The organism is Pseudomonas sp. TSO6, assembly GCF_056098905.1.
This window is the reverse complement of the sequence record NZ_JBLZWV010000035.1, coordinates 1-26,611: the sequence shown is the minus strand read 5'-3', so window position 1 is coordinate 26,611 and position 26,611 is coordinate 1. Positions and strand designations below refer to the sequence as shown.

The 26,611-nt window shown below is 63.5% G+C and carries 25 protein-coding genes; 10 read left to right on the top strand and 15 right to left on the bottom strand.

The annotated features are described in order from the left end of the window. Nucleotide 1: 1 nt before the first annotated feature. The 4 genes from ACN6NG_RS15885 to ACN6NG_RS15870 all read right to left on the bottom strand — a co-directional run bounded on the left by ACN6NG_RS15885 (nt 2) and on the right by ACN6NG_RS15870 (nt 3,503). Nucleotides 2-547 (bottom strand): cupin domain-containing protein, encoded by a 546-nt coding sequence (locus tag ACN6NG_RS15885; RefSeq protein WP_063423590.1) that lies wholly within the window; start codon nt 545-547, stop codon nt 2-4. An 81-nt stretch (nt 548-628) separates the two neighbouring features. After that, nucleotides 629-1,834, bottom strand: coding sequence for an MFS transporter (locus ACN6NG_RS15880; protein WP_063423589.1), 1,206 nt, complete (start codon nt 1,832-1,834; stop codon nt 629-631). An 86-nt stretch (nt 1,835-1,920) separates the two neighbouring features. Further along, nucleotides 1,921-2,454, bottom strand: a complete 534-nt coding sequence (locus ACN6NG_RS15875; RefSeq protein WP_353455684.1) for a cytochrome b — start codon at nt 2,452-2,454, stop codon at nt 1,921-1,923. Then, nucleotides 2,451-3,503, bottom strand: a complete 1,053-nt coding sequence (locus tag ACN6NG_RS15870; protein WP_197897742.1) for a catalase family peroxidase — start codon at nt 3,501-3,503, stop codon at nt 2,451-2,453. The genes ACN6NG_RS15875 and ACN6NG_RS15870 overlap by 4 nt, the downstream gene beginning before the upstream one ends. Nucleotides 3,504-3,626: 123 nt before the next feature. Here ACN6NG_RS15870 and ACN6NG_RS15865 point away from each other — a divergent pair, with 123 nt between their 5' ends. Next, nucleotides 3,627-4,148: a sigma-70 family RNA polymerase sigma factor gene (locus ACN6NG_RS15865; RefSeq protein WP_353455685.1), complete on the top strand. Its 522-nt coding sequence runs from the start codon at nt 3,627-3,629 to the stop codon at nt 4,146-4,148. Beyond that, the gene (locus tag ACN6NG_RS15860; RefSeq protein WP_197897743.1) at nt 4,145-4,897 is read left to right on the top strand and encodes an anti-sigma factor family protein; all 753 of its coding nucleotides are present in this window, start codon (nt 4,145-4,147) and stop codon (nt 4,895-4,897) included. The genes ACN6NG_RS15865 and ACN6NG_RS15860 overlap by 4 nt, the downstream gene beginning before the upstream one ends. 180 nt (nt 4,898-5,077) lie before the next feature. Here the strand turns inward: ACN6NG_RS15860 and xthA are convergent, their stop codons facing one another. After that, nucleotides 5,078-5,890, bottom strand: coding sequence for an exodeoxyribonuclease III (xthA, locus tag ACN6NG_RS15855; RefSeq protein WP_197897744.1), 813 nt, complete (start codon nt 5,888-5,890; stop codon nt 5,078-5,080). Between the two features lie 162 nt (nt 5,891-6,052). On the opposite strand from xthA, the gene ACN6NG_RS15850 reads away from it, so the two are divergent. Genes ACN6NG_RS15850 through ACN6NG_RS15840 form a run of 3 tightly spaced genes read left to right on the top strand, consistent with a single transcriptional unit; the run spans nt 6,053 to nt 12,169 of the window. Then, nucleotides 6,053-6,703: a GNAT family N-acetyltransferase gene (locus ACN6NG_RS15850; protein WP_016499993.1), complete on the top strand. Its 651-nt coding sequence runs from the start codon at nt 6,053-6,055 to the stop codon at nt 6,701-6,703. 52 nt (nt 6,704-6,755) lie between these two features. Then, complete coding sequence (locus ACN6NG_RS15845; protein WP_063423583.1) at nt 6,756-8,498, top strand: autotransporter assembly complex protein TamA; 1,743 nt, start codon at nt 6,756-6,758, stop codon at nt 8,496-8,498. After that, nucleotides 8,495-12,169: a translocation/assembly module TamB domain-containing protein gene (locus ACN6NG_RS15840; protein WP_063423582.1), complete on the top strand. Its 3,675-nt coding sequence runs from the start codon at nt 8,495-8,497 to the stop codon at nt 12,167-12,169. The genes ACN6NG_RS15845 and ACN6NG_RS15840 overlap by 4 nt, the downstream gene beginning before the upstream one ends. Before the next feature lie 19 nt (nt 12,170-12,188). Here the strand turns inward: ACN6NG_RS15840 and ACN6NG_RS15835 are convergent, their stop codons facing one another. From ACN6NG_RS15835 to ACN6NG_RS15820, 4 genes are all read right to left on the bottom strand, one after another. Next, complete coding sequence (locus tag ACN6NG_RS15835; protein ID WP_132840449.1) at nt 12,189-12,743, bottom strand: DUF2589 domain-containing protein; 555 nt, start codon at nt 12,741-12,743, stop codon at nt 12,189-12,191. A 73-nt stretch (nt 12,744-12,816) separates the two neighbouring features. Beyond that, the gene (locus ACN6NG_RS15830) at nt 12,817-13,464 is read right to left on the bottom strand and encodes a DUF2589 domain-containing protein (RefSeq protein ID WP_063423580.1); all 648 of its coding nucleotides are present in this window, start codon (nt 13,462-13,464) and stop codon (nt 12,817-12,819) included. 62 nt (nt 13,465-13,526) lie between these two features. After that, nucleotides 13,527-13,907 (bottom strand): Mor transcription activator family protein, encoded by a 381-nt coding sequence (locus ACN6NG_RS15825; RefSeq protein WP_028613808.1) that lies wholly within the window; start codon nt 13,905-13,907, stop codon nt 13,527-13,529. A 250-nt stretch (nt 13,908-14,157) separates the two neighbouring features. Next, on the bottom strand, nt 14,158-14,616 hold the full coding sequence (locus ACN6NG_RS15820) for a hypothetical protein (protein ID WP_063423579.1): 459 nt from the start codon (nt 14,614-14,616) through the stop codon (nt 14,158-14,160). Nucleotides 14,617-14,766: 150 nt separating this feature from the next. On the opposite strand from ACN6NG_RS15820, the gene ACN6NG_RS15815 reads away from it, so the two are divergent. Beyond that, nucleotides 14,767-14,955, top strand: a complete 189-nt coding sequence (locus tag ACN6NG_RS15815; RefSeq protein WP_016499986.1) for a hypothetical protein — start codon at nt 14,767-14,769, stop codon at nt 14,953-14,955. 36 nt (nt 14,956-14,991) lie between these two features. Here ACN6NG_RS15815 and ACN6NG_RS15810 read toward each other — a convergent pair whose 3' ends face one another. Continuing rightward, entirely contained in the window at nt 14,992-15,366 is a 375-nt protein-coding gene (locus ACN6NG_RS15810; RefSeq protein ID WP_063423578.1) for a hypothetical protein, read from the bottom strand. Between the two features lie 195 nt (nt 15,367-15,561). On the opposite strand from ACN6NG_RS15810, the gene pvdQ reads away from it, so the two are divergent. Continuing rightward, nucleotides 15,562-17,868, top strand: coding sequence for a bifunctional acylase PvdQ (gene pvdQ, locus ACN6NG_RS15805; RefSeq protein WP_353455686.1), 2,307 nt, complete (start codon nt 15,562-15,564; stop codon nt 17,866-17,868). A 149-nt stretch (nt 17,869-18,017) separates the two neighbouring features. On the opposite strand, the gene ACN6NG_RS15800 is transcribed toward pvdQ, so the two are convergent. Then, complete coding sequence (locus ACN6NG_RS15800) at nt 18,018-18,740, bottom strand: UDP-2,3-diacylglucosamine diphosphatase (RefSeq protein WP_353455687.1); 723 nt, start codon at nt 18,738-18,740, stop codon at nt 18,018-18,020. Beyond that, a complete protein-coding gene (locus ACN6NG_RS15795) occupies nt 18,737-19,240 on the bottom strand; it encodes a peptidylprolyl isomerase (protein ID WP_353455688.1) in 504 nt (167 codons plus the stop codon). The genes ACN6NG_RS15800 and ACN6NG_RS15795 overlap by 4 nt, the downstream gene beginning before the upstream one ends. A 248-nt stretch (nt 19,241-19,488) precedes the next feature. Here ACN6NG_RS15795 and ACN6NG_RS15790 point away from each other — a divergent pair, with 248 nt between their 5' ends. Both ACN6NG_RS15790 and cysS read left to right on the top strand, forming a co-directional pair. After that, nucleotides 19,489-21,192, top strand: a complete 1,704-nt coding sequence (locus ACN6NG_RS15790) for a glutamine--tRNA ligase/YqeY domain fusion protein (RefSeq protein ID WP_043196351.1) — start codon at nt 19,489-19,491, stop codon at nt 21,190-21,192. Between the two features lie 9 nt (nt 21,193-21,201). After that, nucleotides 21,202-22,584 carry a cysteine--tRNA ligase gene (gene cysS / locus ACN6NG_RS15785; protein ID WP_063423575.1) on the top strand — a complete coding sequence of 461 codons (1,383 nt, stop codon included), beginning with the start codon at nt 21,202-21,204 and terminating at the stop codon, nt 22,582-22,584. Between the two features lie 44 nt (nt 22,585-22,628). Here cysS and ACN6NG_RS15780 read toward each other — a convergent pair whose 3' ends face one another. Continuing rightward, nucleotides 22,629-23,519 carry an EamA family transporter gene (locus ACN6NG_RS15780; RefSeq protein WP_063423574.1) on the bottom strand — a complete coding sequence of 297 codons (891 nt, stop codon included), beginning with the start codon at nt 23,517-23,519 and terminating at the stop codon, nt 22,629-22,631. A gap of 112 nt (nt 23,520-23,631) precedes the next feature. Here ACN6NG_RS15780 and ACN6NG_RS15775 point away from each other — a divergent pair, with 112 nt between their 5' ends. Next, the gene (locus ACN6NG_RS15775) at nt 23,632-24,477 is read left to right on the top strand and encodes an AraC family transcriptional regulator (protein WP_197897749.1); all 846 of its coding nucleotides are present in this window, start codon (nt 23,632-23,634) and stop codon (nt 24,475-24,477) included. Here ACN6NG_RS15775 and ACN6NG_RS15770 read toward each other — a convergent pair. Together ACN6NG_RS15770 and ACN6NG_RS15765 are read right to left on the bottom strand one after the other, a co-directional pair. Further along, nucleotides 24,390-25,781, bottom strand: coding sequence for a sensor histidine kinase (locus ACN6NG_RS15770; RefSeq protein WP_279923364.1), 1,392 nt, complete (start codon nt 25,779-25,781; stop codon nt 24,390-24,392). The genes ACN6NG_RS15775 and ACN6NG_RS15770 overlap by 88 nt on opposite strands. Continuing rightward, nucleotides 25,759-26,439 (bottom strand): response regulator transcription factor, encoded by a 681-nt coding sequence (locus ACN6NG_RS15765; protein ID WP_016499978.1) that lies wholly within the window; start codon nt 26,437-26,439, stop codon nt 25,759-25,761. The genes ACN6NG_RS15770 and ACN6NG_RS15765 overlap by 23 nt, the downstream gene beginning before the upstream one ends. Between the last annotated feature and the right edge of the window lie 172 nt (nt 26,440-26,611).

The window sequence follows — 26,611 nt, the reverse complement described above, 5'->3', positions numbered from 1 at the left end:
ATCAGAAATTCGCCGGTGTGTTGGCGCTGATGATCTCGGCCTCGTCCGGGCCGATGTTCTTGAAACTGTGCGGCAGGGTAGTGGGGATGTAGTAGCCGTCGCCCGAGTTGAGTACGCTGACTTGGCCATCGACCCACAGCTCCACGGTGCCGCGGGTGACCAGGCCACACTCTTCGCCCTCGGCATGCACGATCGGCTCGCCCGAGTCTGCACCCGGTGCATACAGCTCGCGCAGCATGCGCATCTGTCGGCCCTCGACACTGGCGCCGACCAGCAGCATGCGCAGGCCGTTTCGGCCCAGATCGGGCTGCTCGCCGCCGCGGAACACAAAGCGCTCTTCTCGCACCGGCTCGTCGAAGCTGAAGAACTCCGCCAGGCTCATGGGAATGCCTTCGAGCAGTTTTTTCAGGGAGCTGACCGAAGGGCTGACGCGATTCTGCTCGATCTGCGAGATCGTCGAATTGGTCAGCCCGCTGCGGCGGGCCAGTTCCCGTTGGGAGAGGTTGTTGCGTTCACGCACCAGTTTGAGTCGCGTCCCCGTGTCCATAGCCGCCTTGTAATCAGAGGTGTAAAAAATAATGAGCGATGCGCATTAAAACACACTCTGCACGCTTGCGCGCTGTGCTTCTCAGGCACGCTGGTCGCGCGGCATCGGCCATAGCCCGACCAGCAGCAACAGCGCGGCCACGGCCAGAAATGGCAGGCGCGGATCGAGGGCATAGACCAGGGTGCCGGCCAGTGGACCGATCACCGCGCCCATGCCTTGGGCCGCACCAATGGAACCGGCTGTGGCACCTTGCTCGGAGGCGTGCATGGCGTTGGCCGCCAGCGCTGAAAACGACGGGAAGACAAAGCCCATGCCCGCGGCCGCGACGAAGTAGCAGCCCCATAGCCAGGGTGCGGTGGTCGCGAGCGAGCCGCAGGCAAAGCCCAGGGCCGAAACCGTAGCGCCTACCCGGATCATTTTCAGTGGCGGCCATTCCAGTTTGCGCAGCAGTACCTGTGACAGCATCAGTGCCACGCCCACCGTGGTCAAAGCGATGCCGGCGGCCTGGGCAGCTTCTGCCGGGCCCAGGTGCAGGCGGTCCAGGGCAAAGAAGCCGACAATGATCTGCGACACGGTAACACTGAGCATGGCACTGAACGCTACCAGCAAGGGCCGGCGCAGGCGTGGGTCGTTCAAACGCACCGGGCTCGGGGCATAGTTGTGGGGCAGCGCCTGCGGCTTGAGGGTGAACAGCAGCACGAGGAAGGCACTGGCCGGCAGCAGCGACATGATATGGAAAGGCAGGCTCAGGCTATGCCGCGCCAGTAGCGCCGCCAGTGCCGGCCCTACTACCAGGCCGACAGCGTTGGCCGCCCCCAGCGAAGCCATGGCCCGGGCACGCCGCTGCGGCTCGACATGGTCGGCGATCAGCGCGTTGCAGCCTACCGGGATTGCAGCATAAAAAGCGCCGATGCAGCCGCGTGCGACCATCAGGCCGATGAACGCTGCGGTCGCGCCCGGCAGCCAGCGCAGCGCGCCCTCGACAAACAGGCATAACAGCCAGTAAGCCAGGGTGAAGCCGGCGGTCCCCAGCAACAGGATACGTCGCCGGCCCAGGCGATCTGCCGCACGGCCCCAAGGCCGGGCCAGCAGCACCCAGACCACGCCGGCCACCGTTACGGCAGCGCCGGCCTGCCAGGTGGCCATGCCGAGTTGGCGGGCAATCGGGCCGATCAGGGCGACGAAGGCCATCATCGACATGGTACAGGCCATGTTGGCCAGCAGCAGCGGACGCAGGTCCAGGGTGCTGGCAGGTTTAAGGGTTGCAGGATCCTTTGCGACGTTCATAGGGCAGTCCAGGGCAATAAGGCAAATAGAAAGCCGATCTTATTAAGAACGATTATTGATTTTCGAACGCCCCGGGCTGCTGCAGGTCATTCGCTGCGGCGCAGGGGGCCAGGCCACATGCTACGCAACACGCCGTCGCGGCGCACCCACGCGTGCATCAAGGCTGCACCCACATGCACCAGCACCGTGGCGAACAACAGGTAGCCGGCCCAGCCGTGTGCCAGGCGCAACACGGCAAACAGTTGCAGGTTGTGCGGGGCGATGGGGGGCAAGCCCAGCGGGCGAGGGTAGTCACCAGCCGACAGCATGCCCCAGCCCAGTAGCGGCATGGCCAGCATCAGGCCATAGAGCAGCAAGTGCGATGCCCCGGCGGCCCAGCGCTGCAGGGTTGGCAGGTCTCGCGGCAAGGGTGGGTGAGGCACGGCCAGGCGCACCCCGATACGCAGCACTACCAGCACAAGCAGTGCCAGGCCGGTGGCCTTGTGCAACCCGATCAGTACAGGGTGGCGTAGCGACAGGTCTGCAACCATGCTCACACCAATGAACAGCATGGCCAGGATCAGCACGGCCATCAGCCAGTGCAGCAAGCGGGCGAAAGGGTGGAAGGCTTCGGGTTTCATGGGCGGGCTCCGGTGCTGAGCGATTCACGGCTGCGGCGGTTGAACGATTCCGAGTAGGCAGCCGAACGGGCGGCGAGTATCGGGTCGGCAGATGCCTCTATGCCTCGGGGCAGGATCAACGGGTCGAAGTTGAGATCGCGGCATGCCCCCTGCTCAGGGGCGTCGACCTGTTCCAGCACCAGGGTGCCGGCGTCTACGCTGCGCCGCTCGGCAGGCCAGGGCCGGGCAGGGTCGTCCACCGCATCGCCGGGTTCGGCCAGCACCAGGCGAAGCGTCCAACGCAACGGGCCCTGGGCCAGGCGTTGCTGCAGGTCATGTTGCAGAAACTGTTTGTCATCGATCTGGGTGGGCAGCGCGGCAAACGCGGTTTGCGGCTCAAGCTGCCAGCGCACCGGGTGGCGTGCGCCGCCTGCGTCGATCAGGTGGAAGGCGTTGATGCTGTGGTACTGGGTGCTGGCGAAGCTGTTGCTGGGCTTATAGCCCGCCGCCCATTGGCGAAACGCCGCGCTCTCCGGGTGGGCTGCGAAAAACGCCTGCAGGCTGGCAGGGTTCGGTTTGCCGGTGGCCGGGTCTGGCGTGTTCGCCAGCACTTGGTCGTAGAACCCTTGCGGTGTGCTGATTGCCAGCACTGGCGGGTTGTTCATGCCGGTGCGCCATACCTGCCCGTCGTCGGTACTCAGCTGAATGGCCAGGCTGCGCACGGGTATGCCGGTGTCCGGTGCGAACGGGTTGGCACCGCCAATGGCGAAACGGCCGGTCACCGGCACGCGTGCCTGGCTGAAGACGCGCGCAGTAGAAAGGTTGGCGGCCTGCCCGCTGGCCTGGAAGTAGCCGCTGACGCACAGGCCCTTGGCATGGTTCTTCCGGTAGCCTGGGTAATGCCCGGCCTGGGCCTCGAAGGTGTCGATGATACGCTGTGGCGTCAGCCGGCTTTCGCCGAGCCAGCCGGCGGCGTAGGCAAAGCCGGCGCCTGCGGCCAGCATCACGGCGCCGATGGCAGCCAGGCGCACGGCTTTCGCCGGGCCGTGCAAAGGTGAGTTCATGGTCATCGTCCGGTTTGGTGAAGGTGCCAGTACGACGCGGCAGGGAAAAACTTATTCCATCGGCGGGAATAGAATTTCCTGGCAGGCGTCTGCCTTTACAATGACAACTTAAAAGGCCGGGACATTGCCATGCACGATCTGGACGACCACCAGTGGCGCGAGCTGCTGGCCCGCCTGCGCCGCTTTGCCGTGTGGCTGACCCGCGAGCCGGGCAGCGCCGATGACCTGGTGCAGGCCACGGTCGAGCGGGCCCTCAGCCGACGCGACCAGCAACGCGATGCCGAGGCGCTGCGGGCCTGGCTGTTTACCATCCTCTATCGGCTGTTCCTTGACGGTAAGCGCCGCGACCGCCTGCATGCGCGCTGGCTGTCCTGGTTCGGCCGTGCCGAGCGCGAGGAGGAACCGGTCGGGGCCAGCCTTGAGGCCATTGTCCTGGCCCAGGCCGACTTGAAGGCGTTTGCCCGGCTGACGGCCGAACAGCGCGCCTTGTTGCTGCTTATCAGCATCGAAGGCTTGAGTTACAAGGAAGCCGCCCAGGCCCTGGGCATCCCCATCGGCACTGTGATGTCGCGCCTGTCGCGCGCCCGCAGTGCCTTGCGCGAACTGACCGAGGGCACTCCCCAGCCCCCGGCCTTGCGGAGACTGAAATGACGCGCCTGATCCCCAGCGAAGACGAATTGCACGCTTACGTCGATGAGCGCCTGGCGCCTGGGCGCCGGGCCGAGGTGCAGGCCTGGCTGGCGGCCAACCCGCAGGCGGCGGCACGGGTGGAAGGCTGGCGCGCCGATGCCCGCCGGTTGCGTACGGCGCTGGCCGGGTTTGGCGAACTGCCCGGGGCGGCGCAGCTGGACCTTGGGCAGTTGCGTCGGCAATTGCGCCAGCGTCGGCAGCGGCGTTGGGCCGCAGCGGCGGTGGTGATGCTGGCATTGGGTGTGGGAGGGCTGGGCGGCTGGCAGGTGCGCGATGCGTCCCTGGCACGCGCCGACCTGCCCATGGCCGATGCCGTCCAGGCGCACCGTTTGTTTGCCGGCAGCGAGGCGCTGGATATCCAGGCCAGTGATGCGGGGCAGTTGCGCGACTGGTTGGGGCGGCATTTCAGCCGCGTGGGGCAATTGCCGGACCTGGCGGGCTATGGCTTCAAACCGGTGGGGGCGCGCTTGCTCAGCAACGAGCAGGGGCCGGCGGCGCTGCTGGTGTTTGAGGATGGCAAGGGCCAGCGCATCAGCCTGTTCTTGCGCTCACCGGGCGAGCTGTATCGGCGCATGCCGGACGGGCAGCGGGTCGATGGCCAGCTGGAGGCGCGGTACTGGTCGCATGGGGCCTACAACTTTGCCCTGGTCAGCGCGGCGGACGATGTCCGTGGCGCCGGGGTGGGTGAGGCGTTGCGGTTGGGGTTGTGAGTGCGGAGGTCGAAAGCGCCACACACCTACTGTGGGAGCGGCCTTGTGTCGCGAAAGGGCCGCGCAGCGGCCCCAGGATTTCTGCGTCAACGTCTACATTGCTGGGGCTGCGATGCAGCCCTATCGCGACACAAGGCCGCTCCCACAGGGCGGCGGTGATGCGGATATGGCACCCGGCGATCAGCTCAGTTCCAACCAGATCGGCGCATGGTCCGAGGGTTTTTCCATGCCACGCAGTTCATAGTCCACGCCCGCTGCCTTGATGCGCGGCACCAGGTGCTGCGAGGCCATGATCAGGTCGATGCGCAGGCCGCGCTTGGGATCGTCCTCGAAACCACGGCTGCGGTAGTCGAACCAGCTGAAACGGTCGGTCACGTCCGGGTGCAGGTAGCGGAAGCTGTCAACCAGGCCCCAGCCTTTCAGGCGCTCCATCCACTCACGCTCTTCTGGCAGGAAGCTGCACTTGCCGGCCTTCAACCAGCGCTTCGCGTTGTCCGGGCCGATGCCGATGTCGCAGTCCTGCGGCGAGATGTTCATGTCGCCCATGACCAGCAGTGGCTGGTCGTTGCGGAACTGGCCTTCCAGCAGTGCCTGCAGGTCGCTGTAGAAACGCTGCTTGGCCGGGAACTTGGTGGGGTGGTCGCGGCTTTCGCCCTGGGGGAAATAGCCGTTCATGATGGTGATCGGGTTGCCATCGGCATCGGCGAAGGTGCCCCAGATGAAGCGGCGCTGGGCTTCTTCTTCATCGGTGGCAAAGCCCTTGTGCAGGCTCAACGGGGCCTGGCGCGACAGCAGCGCCACGCCGTAATGGCCTTTCTGGCCGTGGTAGTGCACGTGGTAACCCAGCGCCTCCACGTCGGCCAGCGGGAACTGATCGTCGCTGACCTTGGTTTCCTGAAGGCCGATTACGTCCGGCTGGTGCTTTTCGATCAGCGCTGCCAGCTGGTGCGGGCGGGCTCGCAGGCCGTTGATGTTGAAACAGACGATCTTCATGGAAAGACGATCCCGGTAAAAGGCGGGATGCTAGCCGACATCGCCCCACATCACCAGCATGGCGGCTTCGGGAGCCTGCTGCTAACGTGCTGTAGGGGGTGAACGAAGCGCGGTGGTGCACCTCCAAGGCAATGTACGCCCATTCCAGGAGGTCTGCCCGCAATGCCCGAAACCACTGCCGCTCCGGCTCAAGTCTGCCTGCTCGATGACGGCTACAGCCGCGAGGCGCGTTCGCTGCTGTACAACGCCTACCGCCACGAACCTACCTTTGCCTATATCTTCGAAGCCCAGCGCCCAGGGTATGAGCAACGTTTGCGGGTGATGGTGCGCGAATGGGTGCGCCAGCACTTTTACTTGCAGTTACCTGCCATCGGTTTGCTGGTGGACGACCGCCTGATTGCCCTGGCCCTGATCGTGCCGCCGGTGCGCCGGTTGGGCGTTGCCGACAGCTGGGCCTGGCGCCTGCGCATGATCCTCGGCACTGGCCTGCGCTGCACGCGGCGTTACATGGACTACCAGGCCGCCCTGTCCACCTGCCTGCCCACCGATCAGGTGCATGTGTTGCCATTGCTGGGGGTACATCCGCAGTTTCAGGGCAAGCATTACGGGGAGCAATTGTTACAAGCCGTGCACGACTGGTGCGCGGATCAACCAGGCACCCAGGGCGTGGTGCTCGACACCGGCAATGAGCATTACCTGGCCTTTTACCAGCGCCAGGGCTATGAAGAAATTGGTGAGGTCGCCGTAGGACCTATCCGGGAACGGGTCTTCTTCCATCCCAATCCAGTCTCTTCAACCTCCACTTTTGCCTGAACATCCCGCCAGGCGGCTCCCTTGAGCGCCTGGCTCTGGTAGCATTTGCCGCATGACGTATTCAGGAAGATTGACCTGGGGCCTGGTTATCTGGGCCGCCAGTTTCGCAGCATGGGGCCAGAGCGAGTTGCTGGTGAAGGTAAAACCAGCCAACAAAGCGCTCAAGGCCAATGTCGAAGGCTATATAGGCACCCTTGGTGACCGCGATGAAGAAGCATTGTTACGCTTCAGTCGCGGGGCAGAGGAGCAAGCGCGCAAAGCCGCGCAGGCACTTGGCTACTACCAGGCGCAGATCGATACCGAGGTAAAGCCCCCCCAAGATGCAGACCATTCCCCGCAACTGATCCTCAGCATCAACCCGGGTGAGCCGATCCGCCTGCGCAACGTGACCGTGCGCATCGAAGGCCCCGCCAGCGAAATGAAGGCCTTTCGGGTGCCCGACAGCAAGGCGCTGCGCGCAGGCGAACAACTCAACCACGGCAATTACGAGGATGCCAAGCGGCTGATCCAGAACCAGGCGTCGCGCTACGGCTTTTTCAATGGCCGCTTCAGCCGTCAGCGCCTGGCGGTTGATCCGCAGGCCGGTGTGGCCGATATCGAACTGGTCTACCAGAGCGGCCCGCGCTATCACCTGGGCGCCGTCACGTTCGGCGGCGACACGCCGCTGGACGATGACCTGCTGCAGCGCATGGTGTCGTTCAAGCCGGGCACCCCCTACGACTCGGAACTGATTGCCGAACTGAACAATGACCTGCAATCGAGCGGGTATTTCGAAGGCGTGCGGGTGGATGCTGCGCCCACCGCCGCCGTGGGTGAAGAAATTCCGGTGGATGTCCGCCTGGAAACCCGCAAACCACGCACCATGGGCCTGGGCCTGGGCTTCTCGACCGACGTCGGTCCGCGTGGCAAGGCCAACTGGACCCGCCATTGGGTCAACCCGCAGGGCCACAGTTATGGTTGGGAAACCGAGCTGTCGGCACCCCGGCAGAACGTTGGCCTGTGGTACGACATCCCCCTCGACCCGCCACTGACCGACAAGTTGCGCTTCGCCGGCGGTTACCAGAATGAGGAACTTGCCGGTACCGATACCCTCAGCAAACTGCTGACAGTCGGCCCCGAGTGGCACAGCAAGCTGCCAAGCGGCTGGCAGCGGGTCATTTCGCTCAAGTACCAGCGCGAGGAATATCGCCTGGGTGACGATTCCGGGTTGAGCAACCTGCTGATGCCTGGCGTGAGCTATTCGTTCCTGCGCAGTGACAACCGCATCGACCCGCATAACGGCTACCGCCTGCAGTTTGACGTACAGGTGGCCAAGGAAGGGCTTGTTTCCGACACCAACCTGTTGCACGGCAACGTACTGCTCAAAGGCTTGACCACCCTTGGCCACAACCACCGCCTTCTCGGTCGCGTACAGTTCGGTGGCAGCGCAACCAATGGCTTCAAGAACAACATTCCGCCTTCGCTGCGCTTCTTCGCCGGTGGCGATCAGAGCGTGCGTGGCTACGACTACCAGACCCTGTCGCCCAAGAACAGCGATGGCGACCGCATCGGCGGGCGCTACCTGGTGGCCGGCAGTGTCGAGTACCAGTATTCGCTGACCGAAAAGTGGCGGATCGCGACGTTTGTCGACCAGGGTAACTCGTTCAACAACCTTGAGCTGCCCAGCCTCAAGACCGGTGTCGGTTTTGGTGTGCGCTGGGTATCGCCGGTCGGGCCGTTGCGCCTGGACCTGGCCAAGGCGCTGGATGACGAAGGGGGCATTCGCCTGCACTTTTCCATGGGGCCTGAGCTGTGAAACGCGTGATCAAATACATTCTGCTGGGCCTGCTCGGGGTGGTCGCGAGCCTGGGCTTGGTGCTGGGCCTGCTGCTGGGTACCGAGGCGGGCAGCCGCTGGGCGCTGGGCAAGGTGCCCGGGCTTGAGGTGGCCGACTTCCAAGGCCGCCTGGCTGGCAGCTGGCAGGCCAGCATGCTGCGCTGGGCCGACGGTGGCAGCACGGTAGAGGTGCAGGCACCGCTGCTGGCCTGGTCGCCTGCCTGCCTGCTGCGCGCAACCCTGTGCATCGACCGGTTGCAGGCACAACGCATCGACATGGCCTTTGCGCCAAGTGCCGAGGCGGCCGAAAGCGGCCCGCTGCAGTTGCCGGCGCTGCGCTTGCCGCTGGCCATCGAACTGGGCGAGGTCAAGGTCGGCCAACTGCGGCTGGACGGCAGCGACCTGCTGGGTGACTTGCAACTGGCGGCGCACTGGACCGGCAGCGGGATGCGCATCGACAGCCTGCACCTGCAGCGCGATGACCTGCAATTAAACCTGCAGGGCGACCTGCAGCCCGAAGGTGACTGGCCAGTGCAACTCCAGGCGCAGCTGCAACTGCCAGCCGTGGACGGCAAACCCTGGCAGTTGGCACTGACCGCCACCGGCGAATTGCAAAAGACCCTTAAGCTTGCCGGCACCAGCAGCGGTTACCTCGACGCCACGCTGAACGGGCAGTTGCAGGCGCTGGCCGAGCACCTGCCGGCGACCCTGCAGATTCGTTCAGAGGCGTTCAAGCCGGCGGGCTCGCTGCCCGATACCTTGCAGTTGAATCAGCTCAAGCTTGATGCCAAGGGCGACCTGCTCAAGGGTTATCAACTGTCGGGAACGGCCAGCCTGCCGGCTGAACAGTCGCCAATCGCGTTGGCGCTGTCCGGGTTGGTCGACAGCAAAGGCGCCAGGCTCGATGCCCTTGACCTGACCGCCAGCGACACCCAGCGCGTGAAACTGCAGGCCACGGCCGACTGGCAGCAAGGCTTGACCGCCGATGCGCAGCTGGACTGGCAGGACTTCCCGTGGTTGCGCCTGTACCCACTGGAGACACCGCCCGAGGTTACCCTCAAGCGTTTCAATACCCAGGTGCATTATCGCGATGGCAATTATCAGGGCACCTTCAAAGGCGACCTGGACGGGCCGGCAGGGGCGTTCAGCCTGGTCAGCCCGTTCGAAGGTGACCTGACCCAGGTGAAACTGCCGCAACTGGCGCTGACCGCCGGGCAAGGCAAGGCCGCCGGCAGTGTGGCCGTGCGTTTTGCCGACACCTTAGCCTGGGATGTCGACTTGCAGCTTTCGGCGCTCGACCCGGCCTATTGGCTGGCGGAGCTGCCGGGCACCTTGGCGGGTCCGCTGCGCAGCAAGGGCGAGATGAGGGGCGAGGTGCTCACCCTTGATGCCCAGCTTGATCTGAAAGGCCGCCTGCGCGGCCAGCCGGCAGTGTTCAAGGCTGAGGCCCAGGGGGCGGGGCAGAACTGGACACTCGGCGCCCTGGCGATCCAGCTGGGTGACAACCGTATCAACGGCAGTGGCAGCTTGCAGCAGCGCCTGGCCGGGCGAATCGACCTTGACCTCCCGCGCCTGGGCCAGCTGTGGCCAAGGCTGCAAGGCCAGGTCAAGGGCCGGCTGGATGTTGCCGGCACCTTGCAGGCTCCGCAAGGCACGCTGACCTTGCAGGGCCAGCGCTTGGCCCAGGCCGAAAACCGGCTGCAACAGCTGGACCTGGATGCCCGCCTGGACAACGCCCAGCGCGGTGTGATCGAGCTAAAGGCCACTGGCATTCACCTGGGCGACACGGCATTGGGCACGCTGCAGGCCAACGGCAAAGGCGACATTCGCCAGCAAGCCTTGACCCTGGCGCTGGATGGCCCGCAACTCAAGCTTGACCTCGGCCTGGATGGCCAGTTGAGCAAGGGTGACTGGCGTGGCCGCCTGGCCAGTGGGCGTATCCAGGCCGGTGGCCAGGACTGGCAGTTGCAAGCGCCGGCGCGGCTGCAGCGTTTGGCCAGCGGCCAACTGGATTTCGGTGCCCATTGCTGGCGCTCTGGCCAGGCCAGCCTGTGTGGTGACGACCAGCGCCTGGCGCCCGAGCCGCGCTTGCGTTACCACCTCAAACAGTTCCCGCTCGACAGCCTGGCCCAGTGGCTGCCAAAAGACTTCGCCTGGCAGGGCCTGCTCAATGCGGATATCAATCTGGACATCCCGGCCAGCGGCCCCAAAGGCAACATTGTCATTGATGCCAGTGGCGGCACGCTGCGTGTGCGCGACAAGGGCCGTTGGGTCGATTTCCCCTATCAGGCCCTGCGTGTCGACAGCACGTTGGCGCCACGGCGTATCGATACTCGCCTGGCGTTCCGTGGAGAGCGCCTGGGCGAGCTGAACGTCAATACGCGCCTCGACCCGTTGGGCAAGAACAAGCCGTTGTCAGGTGATTTCCGCCTGGCCGGGCTGGACCTGTCGGTGGCGCGTCCGTTCGTGCCGATGGTCGAACGCCTGGCCGGCCAGCTCAACGGCAGCGGTCGGCTTTCAGGCACCTTGCTGGCACCACAGGTCAACGGCAACCTGATGCTCAGCGGTGGTGAAGTCAGTGGCGCCGAATTGCCGGCCAGTCTTGAGGACTTGTCATTGCAGGCGCTGATCGCTGGCGAACAGGTGCAACTCAATGGCAGCTGGCGCAGCGGCGATGCAGGGCGCGGCCAGTTGAGTGGCAACCTCACGTGGGGGCAGGCATTGGGCATGGACCTGCGCCTGCAAGGCCAGCAACTGCCGGTCACGGTCGAGCCCTATGCAACGCTGGAGGTCGCCCCGGACCTGACCTTGCGCCTGATCGACGACAAACTGGCGGTTACCGGCAAGGTGCTTGTACCCAAAGGCAAGATCACCGTGCGCGAACTGCCGCCGTCGACCGTGAAGGTATCGGATGACACAGTGATCGTCGGTCACCAGACCGAAGAGGGCAAGCCGCCCATGGCGATGGCCATGGACATCGATGTTGAAGTGGGCCAGGACAAGTTGTCGTTCAGTGGCTTTGGCCTCACCGCCAACCTGCTCGGTCACGTGCATATCGGCGACAACCTCGATACCCGTGGCGAGTTGAGCCTGGCCGACGGCCGCTACCGTGCCTACGGCCAGCGCCTCACCATCCGCCGCGCGCGCTTGCTGTTTGCCGGCCCGATCGACCAGCCCTACCTGGACATCGAAGCCATCCGCACAGTCGATGACGTGATTGCCGGTATACGTCTGAGCGGCAGTGCCGAGCAACCCACAACCAAGGTGTTTTCGGAGCCGGCCATGAGCCAGGAGCAGGCGCTGTCGTACCTCGTGCTGGGGCGGCCTCTGGGCAACTCTGGTGAGGACAACAACATGCTTGCCGAAGCAGCGTTGGGCCTGGGGCTGGCTGGCAGCGCCGGTATTACCGGCAGCCTGGCCTCGAGCCTGGGCATCGACGACTTCCAGCTGGACACCGAAGGCTCGGGCAACACCACCAGCGTGGTCGCAAGCGGCAACATCACCGAGAAGCTGAGCCTGCGTTACGGCGTGGGTGTGTTCGAGCCTGCCAACACCATCGCGTTGCGTTACAAGCTGAGCAAGAAGGTGTACCTGGAAGCCGCCAGTGGGTTGGCCAGCTCACTGGACATCTTCTACAAGCGCGATTTCTGAAGCGGTGCCGGGGCGGCCGTCAACGGACGGTCGCCGCCTCGATGAATTCATTGGTCTCGGGCGAGGGCTGCGGATCAAGGGCGCGTACCGGGACGATCAGGTTGGTGTATTCGTCTATCAGCCGGTTCAGGGCTTCCGGTGGCTCGCTGGCCTGGAACTGCATGCGGATCTGCACTTCGTCCGGGTCACGGCTTTCGCCCTGACGGCCTTGGCCACCGATGGTGACCTTGAAGCTCGCAGTCTTGCTCTCGCTCGCAGTCAGCAGAGCCTGTTGCGCTTCGGTCCCTTTGACCCGTACCGACAGGTCGACCTGCATGCGCTCCAGGGCCAGGCCCTTGGGCGACACCAGTGCAAACAGGGGGACGCGCATGATGTGCTTCCCATCCATGGCCACCTCGACCATCTTGGCTTTCATGGGGGCGCCCAGGGCGTCGCTGTCGCACTCGAAGAACTGGTCGAACAGATTGATGTACTGTTGTGCAATCAGGCTGTTGGTGGCGCTGGCGGCTTCTTGCAGGCCACGGGTGATCTCACGCAGGTCGATGGAGGTCATCGGGGCAGGGGGGGTATTCACGGGCTCGCCTCCTCAGGCCAGATGGTGCCCCCTGATGCTGGCCAGGGGGCTGTTTTACGGCGCAGGGGGCGTTTCAAGGGGCAGGTGTGCCGGCATTGGCAGCAGGGTCTCTCAAGGTGTCGGCCTGGGAGATTTCGTCCGGGCTTTCCAGGGTAGCGGTCTTGATCACGGTTGGCTTGGTCGCCGCATCGGTCAGGAACTCGATCACCCTCATCATGGCTTCAGGTGGCTCCTGGCGCTTCATCGTCGTATTGAAGGCGTAGCGGGCGCGGGTGTCGGTCTTGCGTGTCTGGGCGGATTTGTGGCTGACGCTGCCCTTCACGTTCAGTTTGAATGGGCCCCAGCCCAGTGAGCCGGTCACCTCTGCACCCATTTCCGTGCTGGAGGTGTCTTCCGACATCTGATTGATGATCAGCTCGAATTCGACATTGCCTTCATCGATGGAGATGTTCGGGTGTGTGATGGCCGCCAGCAGCGGCACCTTCATGGTCTTGCTGACCACACCCTTGTATTCACCCTGTTCGTCGACGATGGTCTCGTCGTAGTCGAACTGGATGGCCACGGCCTTGCCGTCCTGCACACACACCTGCATCAGGAAGTCGGCGTACGACTTGCTGGCGGTAACCTGTGCCTGGACCATGGCCTGCAGGGGGCCTGCGATCATGCGATCCATGGGCAAGGCGTTGATCACGGACCCGATGAGGCTGTTGTCTATCGACATGTCTGTTTGCTCTTTGTGTTGAGGGGAAAGGTGGCCACCCTTGGCGGCCTAGGTACTGGCCGTCAGCGAGCGCAAGTTTCCTGGCGACGGATGTTGCCGATCTGGCGCAGGCTCAGGCCGTACTTGTTGGCCAGCAGGCTGCGTGAAAGGCCATTGGCGCTTTCCTTCTGGATCTGCTGGTTGCGCAGCTGGCGCAGGAAGTGGTCAGCCTTGGGGATCTCCAGGGCTACTCCGGCAAAGCGCTTGATCAGTGCGTCGAGCGCGTCGGCCGGCAGCACGTCGGCCAGCTTGGTCCGCTCGCGGTACTTGGGGATGTACTTGGGCCTGCCGCCGTAGGCGCAGGTCAACTGGTAGGCGTTGTCGATGCCGATACAGTCGACCAGGGCCTGCAGCGAGTGGGGCAGTTGGCTGATATCGATGAGGCTCAAGTCTGGTAATTCCATATGGCGCTCCTTCGGGATGGGGGAATGTGCGACCCGATCACCAGCGGCGTTATGTCGACGGTGTGAGCAAATTCTGTGTGACAGCCCCGGCGCGTCGCTAGGCGACATATGGGTTGCAGTTTGTAGCCTCGGTGAACAAGGATTGCAGGCAGCGATATCCTGCGATGTAGGACATGTCTTCACGATGTGCCTGTGGCCGTTGATTTCCCATCAGGGCGCTCCGCTCGTCCAATGATGGGGCGGGGTACCCTCAGTTGCAGGGGTAGCTGCTCAGCAGGCTGGCGCTGCGCAGGTAGGCGTGAGGGGCGTCGAGCATGCCTGGGGGCAGCGTCCGCCAGTCGACCACCAGGCACAAGGCATGCAATGGCTGGCCGCTGCGCTGCCCGATCACCGTGCCGGAAAAGCTGCGACGGTACAGCGCCTGGGTCTGATGCAGCGCCTGTACCTGATCGGCTTGGGCCAAGGTTTGCCGGGCCAGTTCGGGCAACTGCGCCATGGGAGCACTGAAATACACCGGCGCACCGTTTGCCTGCAGATAACCGGCCTGACGCACGCGTTGCCACAGTTGTTGCCACTGGCTGGCGCCGGCATGGCGCTCCAGGTCGCGGCCCAGCTCACGCAGTTGCGCCGTCGTCACCTCGCGGGTGTCCAGCGCGTGAAGGGAAAACGGGGTCAGAATCAGGGACGCGAACAGCAGGGGTTTGTACATGATGCCTCCGGCATGGGTGCTTGGAGCCCCATGCTTTCAGGCAGTCGCCACCCTACCCAGCAGGAAATGCAGCGCCGGGCCCTATGGGCGTTGTATCATTGCCACGGCTCGTTGCGAGCCATTTGCCCCTGATGTTGCAAGGAACTTTCGATGACACACGTGCAGCGCCTCAAATATTCCCTTCTGATCATCCTGGTGGTACTGGGCCTGATGCTGGGCCTGTCCCACCTGCAGAAGCAGGGCACGATCAGTGAGCAGACCTTCCAGATGGCGGCCATCGCCATCGCCGTGGTGGTCGTGGTGATCAACGGCATTCTGCGGCGCAAGGTCAAGCCCTGATCCGTGCGGGCCGGCCAGGTGTGGCCGGCCATGCGCTCAGCGCGTGTGTGTCTGCTCCAGTACGGCGCGCGCCTGGGGGTTGAGGCTGTAGCATTTGTCGTTGCCCAGTTCGATGACACCTTCGGTGCACAGCCGCTTGAGCACCTCACGCACGCTGAGGAACGACAGCGGAATATCCAGCTGTTCCAGTTGTGCGTGCACGCCGCGTACGCCAATGCTGCGGCCATTGCGGTCAGCGGCGTGCAAGGCATCGATCACCTTGAGCCGGATCAGGCTGGTACGCAGGCCGAAGGTGCGCAGCAGCTCGCGGATCTGTTCGTTGCCGATGCGTTCCTCAGAAAAAACGCCCTGTCCGTTGGGCGCTTTGCCTGGGACGCGCCCGGCGTGAGTCGAGGGTTGCGGGTTGTACATGTGAATGCTCCTTTTCGTGGACGAACCCGAAATGTGGTTGCCTCACTTACTAGGACGAATGAGAACGCAAAAACTGCAACCCACTCGTAAAAAAAATGGCTCTTCCTCTTCAAGACGTTCCATCGCCTTGTAAGACGTAAAATTTTCACCTGGCCGTTCGTCTGATCGGGATAGACCCGAACCCGAGGAGCGCCCGTGTTTCCACTTTCCCGTCCCATGACTTGCGCAGGCCTGGCCGCTGCATTGGTGGCCTTCAGCGTTGCCGTGCAGGCGCAGCCCGCTACTGATGCCAGCGCGCAGATCCGTCGAACCAGTTACGGGGTGCCGCATATCGTGGCCAAGGATGAGCGCGGCCTGGGCTACGGCGTTGGCTATGCCTATGCCCAGGACAACCTGTGCCTGCTGGCCAACGAGGTGCTGACCGTGAGCGGTGAACGCTCTCGCCATTTTGGTGCCACAGGCAAGACCCTGGAGCGGCGCGACAACCTGGCCAGTGACCTGTTCTTCACCTGGCTCAACAGCCCAACGGCGGTCGAAGCGTTCCTGCAGGCGCAACCGGCGCAGGTGCAGGCATTGCTGGCGGGCTATGCCAGCGGCTACAACCGGGCACTGGCCGAGCGCCGCCGCGAAGGCTTGCCCGCCGAATGTGGCAACGGTGAGTGGCTGCGGCCGATCACCAGCCAGGACCTGGTCAAACTGACCCGCAGGCTATTGGCCGAAGGCGGTGTTGGGCAGTTCGTCGAAGCACTGGCGGGGGCGCAACCACCTGCACAGAGCCCCCAGCAGGCGTCGGCGGGTTTCGCCAGCGCACTGGCGCGGCAAGAACGCTTTGCCACGGAGCGCGGCAGCAATGCGGTGGCCGTGGGCGCGCAGCGTTCGGCCAATGGCCGCGGCCTGTTGTTGGCCAACCCGCACTTCCCGTGGATGGGCGGCATGCGCTTCTACCAGATGCAGCTGACCATCCCTGGCCAGCTGGATGTGATGGGCGCGGCATTGCCGGGCCTACCGGTGGTCAATATCGGTTTCAACAGGCACCTGGCCTGGACGCACACCGTCGACACCTCCAACCACTTCACCCTGTACCGTCTGCAGCTCGACCCTAAGGACCCGACCCGTTACCTGCTTGATGGCAAGTCGCTGCCACTGGCCCGGCAAACCATCAGCGTTGCGGTCAAGGCAGAAGACGGCAGCCTGAGCCAGGTAGAGCGGCAGGTCTACAGCTCGCAATTCGGCCCGGTGGTGCAATGGCCCGGGCGCCTGGACTGGGATGCGCACGCGGCCTACAGCTTGCGTGACGCCAACCTGGACAACACCCGAGTGTTGCAGCAGTGGTACCAGATCAACCGTGCCGACAGCCTGGCGGCGCTCAAAGGCTCGGTCGAGCAATTGCAGGGTATTCCTTGGGTCAACACCTTGGCCGTGGACCAGGGCGGTGGGGCGTTGTACCTGAACCAGTCGGTGGTGCCGTATGTCGACCAGCAATTGCTGGGTGCCTGCAGCAACCCGCAAGGGCAAGGGCGCATGGTGGTGCTGGATGGTTCGCGCAGCGCCTGTCAGTGGAAGGTCGACGCCCAGGCTGCGCAACCGGGAATCTTCCCGGCGCGACTGCTGCCGAGCCTTGAACGCCAGGATTTCGTGCAGAACTCCAACGACCCGGCCTGGATGGTCAACCCGGCACAGCCGCTGACCGGCTATTCACCCTTGGTCAGCCGCAGTGACCAGCCGCTGGGCATGCGCAGCCGCTTTGCCCTGCAGCGCCTGCAGGGCACGGCAAAGCTGGGCGTTGATGACCTGCAGCGCATGGTGACCGACGACGAGGTCTACCTGGCCAACCTGGTGCTGGCAGACCTGCTGCATTGGTGCAAGAGCGCAGGCGCAGATGTGCAGGCAGTGTGCAGTAGCCTGGCGGCCTGGAATGGCAAGGCCGACCTCGACAGCGGCATTGGCCTGGTGCATTTCCAGAACCTGTTCAACGCCCTGGCCGAACACCCGGAAAGCTGGCGCGTAGCCTTCGACCCGGCAGACCCGCAGCACACGCCGCGTGGTTTGGCGGTGGAGCAGGCGGCCGTGCGCAAGCTGGTACACGAGGCGGCACTGGCGTCGCTCAAGCAGGTGAGCGACAGCGGTGTAGCGGGGGAGGCGCGCTGGGGGCAGGTGCAGCAGGCGCTCGATGGCACGCCGGTACCGGGTGGCCCGCAAGCGCTGGGTGTGTACAACGCGATGTACAGTGTGCCGCACGGGCAGGGCAAGCGGCTGGTGGTCAGCGGTACCAGCTACCTGCAGCTGGTCAGCTTCACCGACAAGGGGCCAGAGGCTCGTGGGTTACTGGCGTTCTCCCAGTCGAGCGAAGCGGCCTCGGCGCATGCCAGTGACCAGACCAAGGCCTTTGCGGCCAAGCAGCTGGCGGTGATGCCGTTTACCGAGGCACAGATCAAGGCAGACCCGGCGTATCGGGAAGTGGTGATCAGTGAGCGTGACAAAGGGGCGGTGGCGCAACAGTAGCGCTTTCTGCGATCTTGTAGGAGCGGCCTTGTGCCGCGAAAGGGCTGCGGAGCAGCCCCGGCAATTTCGGTGGTTATGCTGAGATCTGGGGCCGCTGTGCGGCCCTTTCGCGGCACAAGGCCGCTCCTGCATGGGGCACGCAATGCCCGTCAGGAAAACTCGAACGGCGCCAGCTGAAACCCTTGCTCATCTACCTGCAGGGCCCAGCCCCGGCGGTCCCAGTCGCCCAGCACGATGCGCCGTGCCGGCTCCCCATCAACCACCAGCTTGTGAATCGCCGGCCGGTGGGTATGGCCATGCACCAGCGTGCGCACGCCGTGCGCCGCCATCACCTTGGGCACTTCCTCGGGCGTGACGTCGACAATCTCGGTGGACTTCATCCGCGTTTGTGTGCGGCTTTCGCTGCGCAGCTTGCGCGCCAGCTTGTAGCGGGCCGACAGCGGCAGGTGCCGCAACACCCACAGGCTCAGCGGGTTGCGCAGTAAACGGCGCATCTTCATGTAACCCAGGTCGCGGGTGCACAAAGTGTCGCCATGCATCAGCAGCACCTGCTCACCGCCCAGCTCGATCACGCTGGGGTCGCTCAACAGCGTGCAACCTGCCGCGTCGCAAAACGCTTGGCCAATGAGAAAGTCACGGTTGCCATGCATCAGAAAGATGGCCGTACCGCTGTCGCTCAGCCGGCGCATGGCCTGGCAGATCGACTGCTGGAAGGCGGTCATGGCATCGTCGCCGATCCAGGCTTCGAAAAAGTCGCCCAGGATGTACAACGCCTTGGCGTGGCGGGCACGGCCGTCGAGCAGATCAAGAAACGCCCGGGAAATATCCGGGCGCTCTTCTTGCAAATGCAGATCGGAGATCAGCAGTATCACCCAATGATCTCGGCTTTCTCGATGATCACGTCTTCTTTTGGTACGTCCTGGTGGCCGGACTTGGAACCGGTGGCGACCTTCTCGATGGCATCAACCACTTCACGGCCTTCGATCACTTCGCCGAACACCGCGTAGCCCCAGCCCTGTACGTTCTTGCCGCTGTGGTTGAGGAAGTCGTTGTCGGAGGCGTTGATGAAGAACTGCGCCGAAGCAGAGTGCGGCTCCATGGTGCGGGCCATGGCGATGGTGTACTTGGCGTTTTTCACGCCGTTGTCGGCTTCGTTCTGGATGCTGGCACGCTTGTCACGCTTTTCGTTCATGCCTGGCTCGAAACCGCCGCCCTGAATCATGAAGCCTTTGATCACCCGGTGGAACACGGTGTTGGTGTAGTGGCCTGCGTTGACGTATTCGATGAAGTTGGCCACGGTAATCGGGGCTTTTTCAGCGTTCAGTTCAATGACGATGTCGCCGTGGTTGGTGGTCAGTTTGACTTTGGACATGCTGAAGCTCGCTTTTTCAAGGCAATCGGGAATTAGGGTGCGCAGGGCGCCGATTATCACCTGACGCATGTTCAGGCGATCACGACACATGGCGCGCACTGGCCATTTTGCCAGGCTTGGGCAAAAAGCCGTGATAAATCACGCCAGTTTGTCCGGGCCCGACTGTCAGCAGCTTGACTGCTTCGGCTATGATAGGCCCTTTGATTCAATCGGCCTACCCAGGCCGGACACGTGCATTCAAGGATCCTATGAGCAAGCCCACTGCCGACAACGCGCCCAACGCCGCTGCCAAAGGCGCCCCCGCTGTCCCTGCGAACTTCCTGCGGCCGATCATCCAGGCCGACCTGGACTCGGGCAAGCACAGCAGCATCGTCACTCGCTTCCCGCCGGAGCCTAACGGCTACCTGCACATCGGCCACGCCAAGTCGATCTGCGTAAACTTCGGCCTGGCCAAGGAATTTGGGGGCGTCTGCCACCTGCGTTTCGATGACACCAACCCGGCCAAGGAAGACCAGGAATACATCGACGCCATTCAAAGCGACGTCAAATGGCTGGGCTTCGACTGGGCCGGCGACGTGCGTTATGCGTCCAGCTACTTCGACCAGTTGCACGACTGGGCGGTCGAGCTGATCAAGCGTGGCAAGGCCTATGTCTGCGACCTGACCCCTGATCAAGCGAAAGAATACCGCGGCAACCTCAAGGAGCCGGGCAAGAACAGCCCGTTCCGCGAGCGTAGCGTGGAAGAAAACCTCGAGCTGTTCGCCCGCATGAAGGCTGGCGAGTTCAAGGACGGCGAGTGCGTGCTGCGGGCCAAGATCGACATGGCCTCGCCGAACATGAACCTGCGCGACCCGATCCTGTACCGCATCCGCCATGCCCACCATCACCAGACCGGTGACAAATGGTGCATCTACCCCAACTACGACTTTACCCACGGCCAGTCGGACGCTATCGAGGGCATCACCCACTCGATCTGCACCCTGGAGTTCGAAGGGCATCGCCCGTTGTACGAATGGTTCCTCGACAACCTGCCGGTGCCGGCGCACCCGCGCCAGTACGAGTTCAGCCGCCTGAACCTGAACTACACCATCACGTCCAAGCGCAAGCTCAAGCAGCTGGTTGACGAAAAGCACGTCGACGCCTGGGACGACCCGCGCATGTCGACCCTGTCCGGCTTCCGTCGCCGGGGCTACACCCCGGCTTCGATCCGCAACTTCTGCGAAATGATCGGCACCAACCGTTCCGACGGCGTGGTTGACATGTCGATGCTCGAGTTCAGCATCCGTGACGACCTGGACCGCACCGCACCGCGCGCCATGTGCGTGCTGCGCCCACTGAAAGTGGTCATCACCAACTACCCGGAAGGCCAGGTGGAGCAGCTCGAGCTGCCGCGCCACCCGAAAGAAGACATGGGCGTGCGTGTGCTGCCGTTCGCGCGCGAGCTGTACATCGACCGCGATGACTTCATGGAAGAACCGCCCAAGGGCTACAAGCGCCTGGAACCGGCCGGTGAAGTTCGCCTGCGTGGCAGCTACGTGATCCGCGCCGACGAGGCCATCAAAGACGCCGATGGCAACATCGTCGAGCTGCGTTGCTCGTACGACCCGGACACCCTGGGCAAGAACCCTGAAGGCCGCAAGGTCAAGGGCGTGATCCACTGGGTGCCGGCCGAGGGCAGCGTCGAGTGCGAAGTGCGCCTGTACGACCGCCTGTTCCGCTCGCCGAACCCGGAAAAGACCGAGGATGGCGGCAGCTTCCTGGACAACATCAACCCGGACTCGCTGCAAGTGCTCAGCGGTTGCCGTGCCGAGCCGTCGCTGGCCCAGGCGCAACCCGAGGACCGCTTCCAGTTCGAGCGCGAGGGCTACTTCTGCGCCGACCTGAAAGACAGCCAGCCGGGCCGCCCGGTGTTCAACCGCACTGTCACCCTGCGTGACTCCTGGGGCAGCTGAGGAAACGCCGTGCTTACCATTTACAACACCCTGAGCAAAGCGAAGGAAACCTTCAAGCCGCTGGATGGCAACAAGGTGCGCATGTACGTGTGCGGCATGACCGTGTACGACTACTGCCACCTGGGCCATGGCCGCAGCATGGTGGCCTTCGACCTGGTCACCCGCTGGCTGCGCAAGAGCGGCTACGAGCTGACGTATGTGCGCAACATCACCGACATCGATGACAAGATCATCAACCGGGCCAACGAGAACGGCGAAAGCTTCGACGCCTTGACCGCCCGCATGATCGACGCGATGCACGAAGACGAGCGCCGCCTGAACATCCTGCCGCCGGACCAGGAGCCGCGTGCCACCGACCATATCGCCGGCATGCACGCGATGATCCAGACCCTGATCGACAAGGGTTATGCCTACGCCCCGGGCAATGGCGACGTGTACTACCGCGTCGGCAAGTTCGTCGGCTACGGCAAGCTGTCGCGCAAGAAGATCGAAGACCTGCGCATCGGCGCACGCATCGAGGTCGACGAAGCCAAGCAGGACCCGCTGGACTTCGTGCTGTGGAAGGGCGTCAAGCCGGGCGAGCCGAGCTGGGAATCGCCATGGGGCCCGGGCCGTCCGGGCTGGCACATCGAGTGCTCGGTGATGTCCACCTGCTGCCTGGGTGAGAGCTTCGACATTCATGGCGGTGGCAGCGACCTGGAGTTCCCGCACCACGAGAACGAGATTGCCCAGAGCGAGGCAGCCACAGGCAAGCAGTACGCCAACGCCTGGATGCACTGCGGCATGATCCGGATCAACGGCGAGAAGATGTCGAAGTCGTTGAACAACTTCTTCACCATCCGCGATGTGCTCGAGAAGTACCACCCGGAAGTGGTGCGTTACCTGCTGGTGGCCAGCCACTATCGCAGCGCGATCAACTACTCCGAAGACAGCCTGCGCGACGCCAAGGGCGCGCTGGAACGCTTCTACCACGCCCTGCGCGGCTTGCCACGGGTGGCAGCCAAGGGCGGCGAAGCGTTTGTCGAGCGTTTCAGCGTGGCGATGAACGACGACTTCGGCACCCCCGAAGCCTGCGCCGTGCTGTTCGACCTGGTGCGCGAGATCAACCGCCTGCGCGACAGCGACCCGGAGGCTGCTGCCGGCCTGGCTGGCCGCCTGCGCGAGCTGGGTGAGGTGCTGGGTGTGCTGCAGCTGGAGGCCGATGACTTCCTGCGTGCAGGTGCCGAAGGCAAGGTCGATGCTGCCGAGGTGGAAGGCCTGATTCAGGCGCGTCTGCAGGCACGTACCGACAAGAACTGGGCCGAGTCGGACCGTATTCGCGACCAGCTCACCGCGATGGGTGTGGTTTTGGAAGACAGCAAGGGCGCTACTACCTGGCGTCTGGCGGACTGACCCAATGGCGCGAAGGGGCTGCCATGCAGCCCTTTCGCGACACGCTAGTGAACGGCACGCACCGGTTTTCTGCCCAGCACCGCCCGCCCTGGCTTCATGCCGACCGCCAGCGCCGATAAGATCAGGGCGATACACAGCCACTCCCACCCGCTAGGCACCTCATCCACAATCAAGGCTGAGCTGGCGATGCCGAAAACCGGAATCAGCAGCGAAAGCGGCGCTACCCTGGACACTGGGTATTCGCGCAACAGGTAATTCCATCCCCAGTAGCAGAAGTGTGTCGCGGCATACACCTGGAATAACAGGCAAAAGACCACGGCGGCATTCGCCTGCGCTGCCAGTGCCACGAACGCGGCTGTGCCATGCAGCCACCAGGTCAGCGACAGCAAAGGTATTGGCGCAAAAAGGCTGGCCCATATGACGAAGGCGAAGATCTCCTTCACCTTTGACAGCTTGATGATGACGTTGCCGATGCTCCAGGCTAGCGCGCTGATCAAGAGCAGCAGCAAACCTGTGGTCGTGGTTTTGCCGGGGCTTGCTGCCAGAATGCCAACCAACCCTGTTGCCCCCAGCGCGATCCCTACCAATTGGGTGCCGGTCAGGGGTTCGCGAAACAGTAAACAGCCCCACGCCAGGGTAAAAAATGCACTGAACTGAATCAGTAGCGAGGCGCTGCCGGCTGGCACCCCCATGGCGATCCCGAGATTGATCAGTGCCCACATGGCTACGCCAAAGATCAGGCCATATGCACCTAGCCAATGGACAGCGACCTTCGGGCGCTTCACAAAAAACACCCACGGCAATGCGCAAAGTGCGAAGCGTAAGCCTGTGAGCAGGAGTGGGTCTATGTGGGCCAAACCCAGTTTTGTGAGCGGGAAGTTGAGGCCCCAAAGGGCTGTAACCAGGACGGCAAGGATCATGTGTTTTCTGTGCATGGTTTGGCAATCTACAGATGTCGCGGCAGTGCGCCTTGACGCTTCAGCAAATATGCCGGCCAGCGGGTTGGCCCGCTTTCAATTGAAGGTCAAATCTGATTAAAATCAGGCCATGACATACGCTGAAGACACGCTGTACGCCAACACGCTGTGTGAAGTGGTGGTTACAAGGAAGGCTTTTGCCGACGGCGAATCTTTCCCGGAACACCGTCACGATCGAGGGCAGTTTGCCTTTGCCGCCTGCGGCGTGATCACAGTGGCAACTGAAGCAGGCAACTGGGCTGTGCCGCCGTTGCGGGCCATTTGGGTGCCTGCGCGACTGGCCCATGCAATGCAGATGCGCGGCCCGGTCATCATGCTCAATGCCTACATTTGCCCGCAGGCAGCCGAGCGGGTTGGCCTACCTCGGCATTGCCAGGTCTTCGCCGTTTCCCCATTGGTGCAGCAACTGCTTGAGAAGGCGATCGAAGTGCCTGCCCAGCACCCTCTACAGGGGCGTGATGCCTGCTTGATGGGCTTGCTGCTGCATGAGATTGCCGACATGCCGGCGCTATCGCTGAATGCGCCGATCCCCGAGGAACCGCGCCTTGCCCAGGCATGCAAGGCCTTTTTGGCGGCACCCTCGCTGCAAACAGGTATCGATGGAATGGCGCAATGGGCATGCATGAGCCGGCGCACGTTCACACGCCAGTTTCGCTTGTACACCGGGATCAGCTTTATCGAATGGCGCCAGCAGGCATGCTTGCTGGATGCCGTGGTTCGGCTTGGCAAGGGTGAGCCCGTCACGCGCGTCGCGATGGCGCTTGGCTACAGCAGCCCGAGCGCCTTTGCGACCGTGTTCAAGCGTTTGCTGGGCGAGGCGCCCAGCCGTTACTTTGATACCCCGATCAATGGGCAATGCAGTACCAGCCTGGCGCCACCCAGCTCGCTGGCGCCTATCTCCAGTCCAAACCCATGAAGGTCAACGATCGCGGCAACGATCGACAGACCCAGCCCGAAGCCCGCGTGGCGGTGACCTTCCTCGCTGCGATAGAACCGCTTCAGCACGGCAGTACGCTCTTCTTCGGGAATGCCCGGCCCGCTGTCCTCGATGGCCAGGTGCACGCCGGTCTCGTCCTGTGCCGCGCAAATCCGCACTTGCCCACCCTCGGGCGTGAACTTGATAGCGTTGCCCACCAGGTTGGCCAATGCCTCGAACAGCAGTTCGCGGTCACCGTGCAGGGCTGGCAGCTGCGCGGGCTGGTGCAGTTCCAGATGGATGCCGCCATCCTCGGCCAGCGGTAGGTAGAAGTCGTGCAGTTCGACCAGCAGTTCATGCGGGTCAAGCTGGACGAAACCGGCCCGGCGCTGGCGGTCTTCCAGTTCGCTGATGCGTAGCAACCCGCGAAAACGCGCCATCAGGGTGTCGGTTTCGCCGATGGCCTGGTCCAGCGCCTCGGCTTGCGCGGAGTCGACGTCGCTCTGTTGGCGAATACGGTACAGCTGGGCACGCAGGCGTGTAAGCGGGGTACGCAGGTCATGGGCAATGTTGTCGCACACGCCCTTGACCTCATGCATCAGCCGCTCGATGCGGTCGAGCATGGCGTTGACGATGGCGGCCAGCATGTCCAGTTCGTCGCGCCGGGCCGACAAGGGCAAACGGTGGGTCAGGTCGCCGGCGACGATCAGCTCGGCCTGGGCCTGGATTGCGCGGATACGCTTGAGCGGCCGGCGCCGTAGCAGGTACCAGCCGGCAAAGCCTGGGATCAGCGTCAAGGAGATACCCCATAGCAGGGCATCGAGGATGATCCGGGTAACCACGAACAGTGAGCCGTTATCGCGGAACAGGACCAGCCAGCGGCCATCTTGCACTTTGATCGCCACCGCATCGCAGCTGTCGCGGGGCAGGTGTGGGTCGTCGGCATCCAGGCAGCGTTTCAACTCATGGATTTTGCCGTCCAGCCTGAGCTCCGGGGGCAGGGTGCGCACACTGCCGCCAATCGGGTTGAGCTGGGTGTCGAACAGGCCATAGGCGTCAAAGCTGCGCTCCTCGAAGGCCTGGCTGGCGATCAGGGCGTCGTCCAGCTGCTTGCCGCTCATGTGCGCGAACAGGTGTTGGCGCTGCAACATGGAATGGCGGGTGAGCTTGTTCAGGTAGCTGGACACCTCGAAGTACAGCACCCCCATGAGGATGCTGCTCCAGGCCACGAACAGAAAGCTGTACAGCGCCAGCAGGCGGCTTGTCGAGGAGCTCCAGCCTTTAGACGGGTTCAGCAATGGCATAGCCGGAGCCCCGTACCGTACGGATCAGCGGCGACTGGCCGGGGGAGTCGATTTTCTTGCGCAGGCGGCCGATGTGCACGTCGATCAGGTTTGTGCCCGGATCGAAGTGGTAGCCCCAGACTTCTTCGAAAATCATCATCCGTGTGATCACCTGGCCGCTGTGGCGCATCAGGTACTCCAGCAGTTTGTATTCGGTGGGCAGCAGGTTGAGCGTATTGTCACCGCGGCGCGCCTCGTGGCTGATCAGGTCCAGTTGCAGGTCGGCGACCTGCAGGCGTGTCTGGGTCATGGGCACACTGTTGCGGCGCAGCAATACCTCGACCCGTGCGGCCATTTCATCGGAGGCAAACGGCTTGGTCAGGTAGTCGTCACCGCCGGCCCGCAGGCCGCGTACCCGTTCGTCGACGTCGGAGAGGGCGCTGATCATCAGGATCGGCGTGGCGATCTTGAGGCTGCGCAGGGTGGTGACGATGGTCAGGCCATCGACCTCGGGCAGCATGCGGTCCAGGGTGATCAGGTCGTAGCCACCGGCAATGGCCTTGGCCAGGCCTTCACGGCCGTTGTCGGCCCACTCGACCTCCAGGCCGTGGCTGGTAAGTTCGGCGACGATTTCCTGGCCGGTGACGGCGTCGTCTTCGATGGTCAGTACGCGAGGCATGCTGGTTCCTGGGCATCTAATAGAGATTTGATTGTGCCAAAGAATAGACAACCGGCGATTTAAGAAAAATTCATCTAGTCACCTGGTCGCTTTAACACGATCCCCTGTGGGAGCGGCCTTGTGTCGCGAAAGGGCTGCAAGGCAGCCCCAGGGTTTCAGTATAAATGTACAA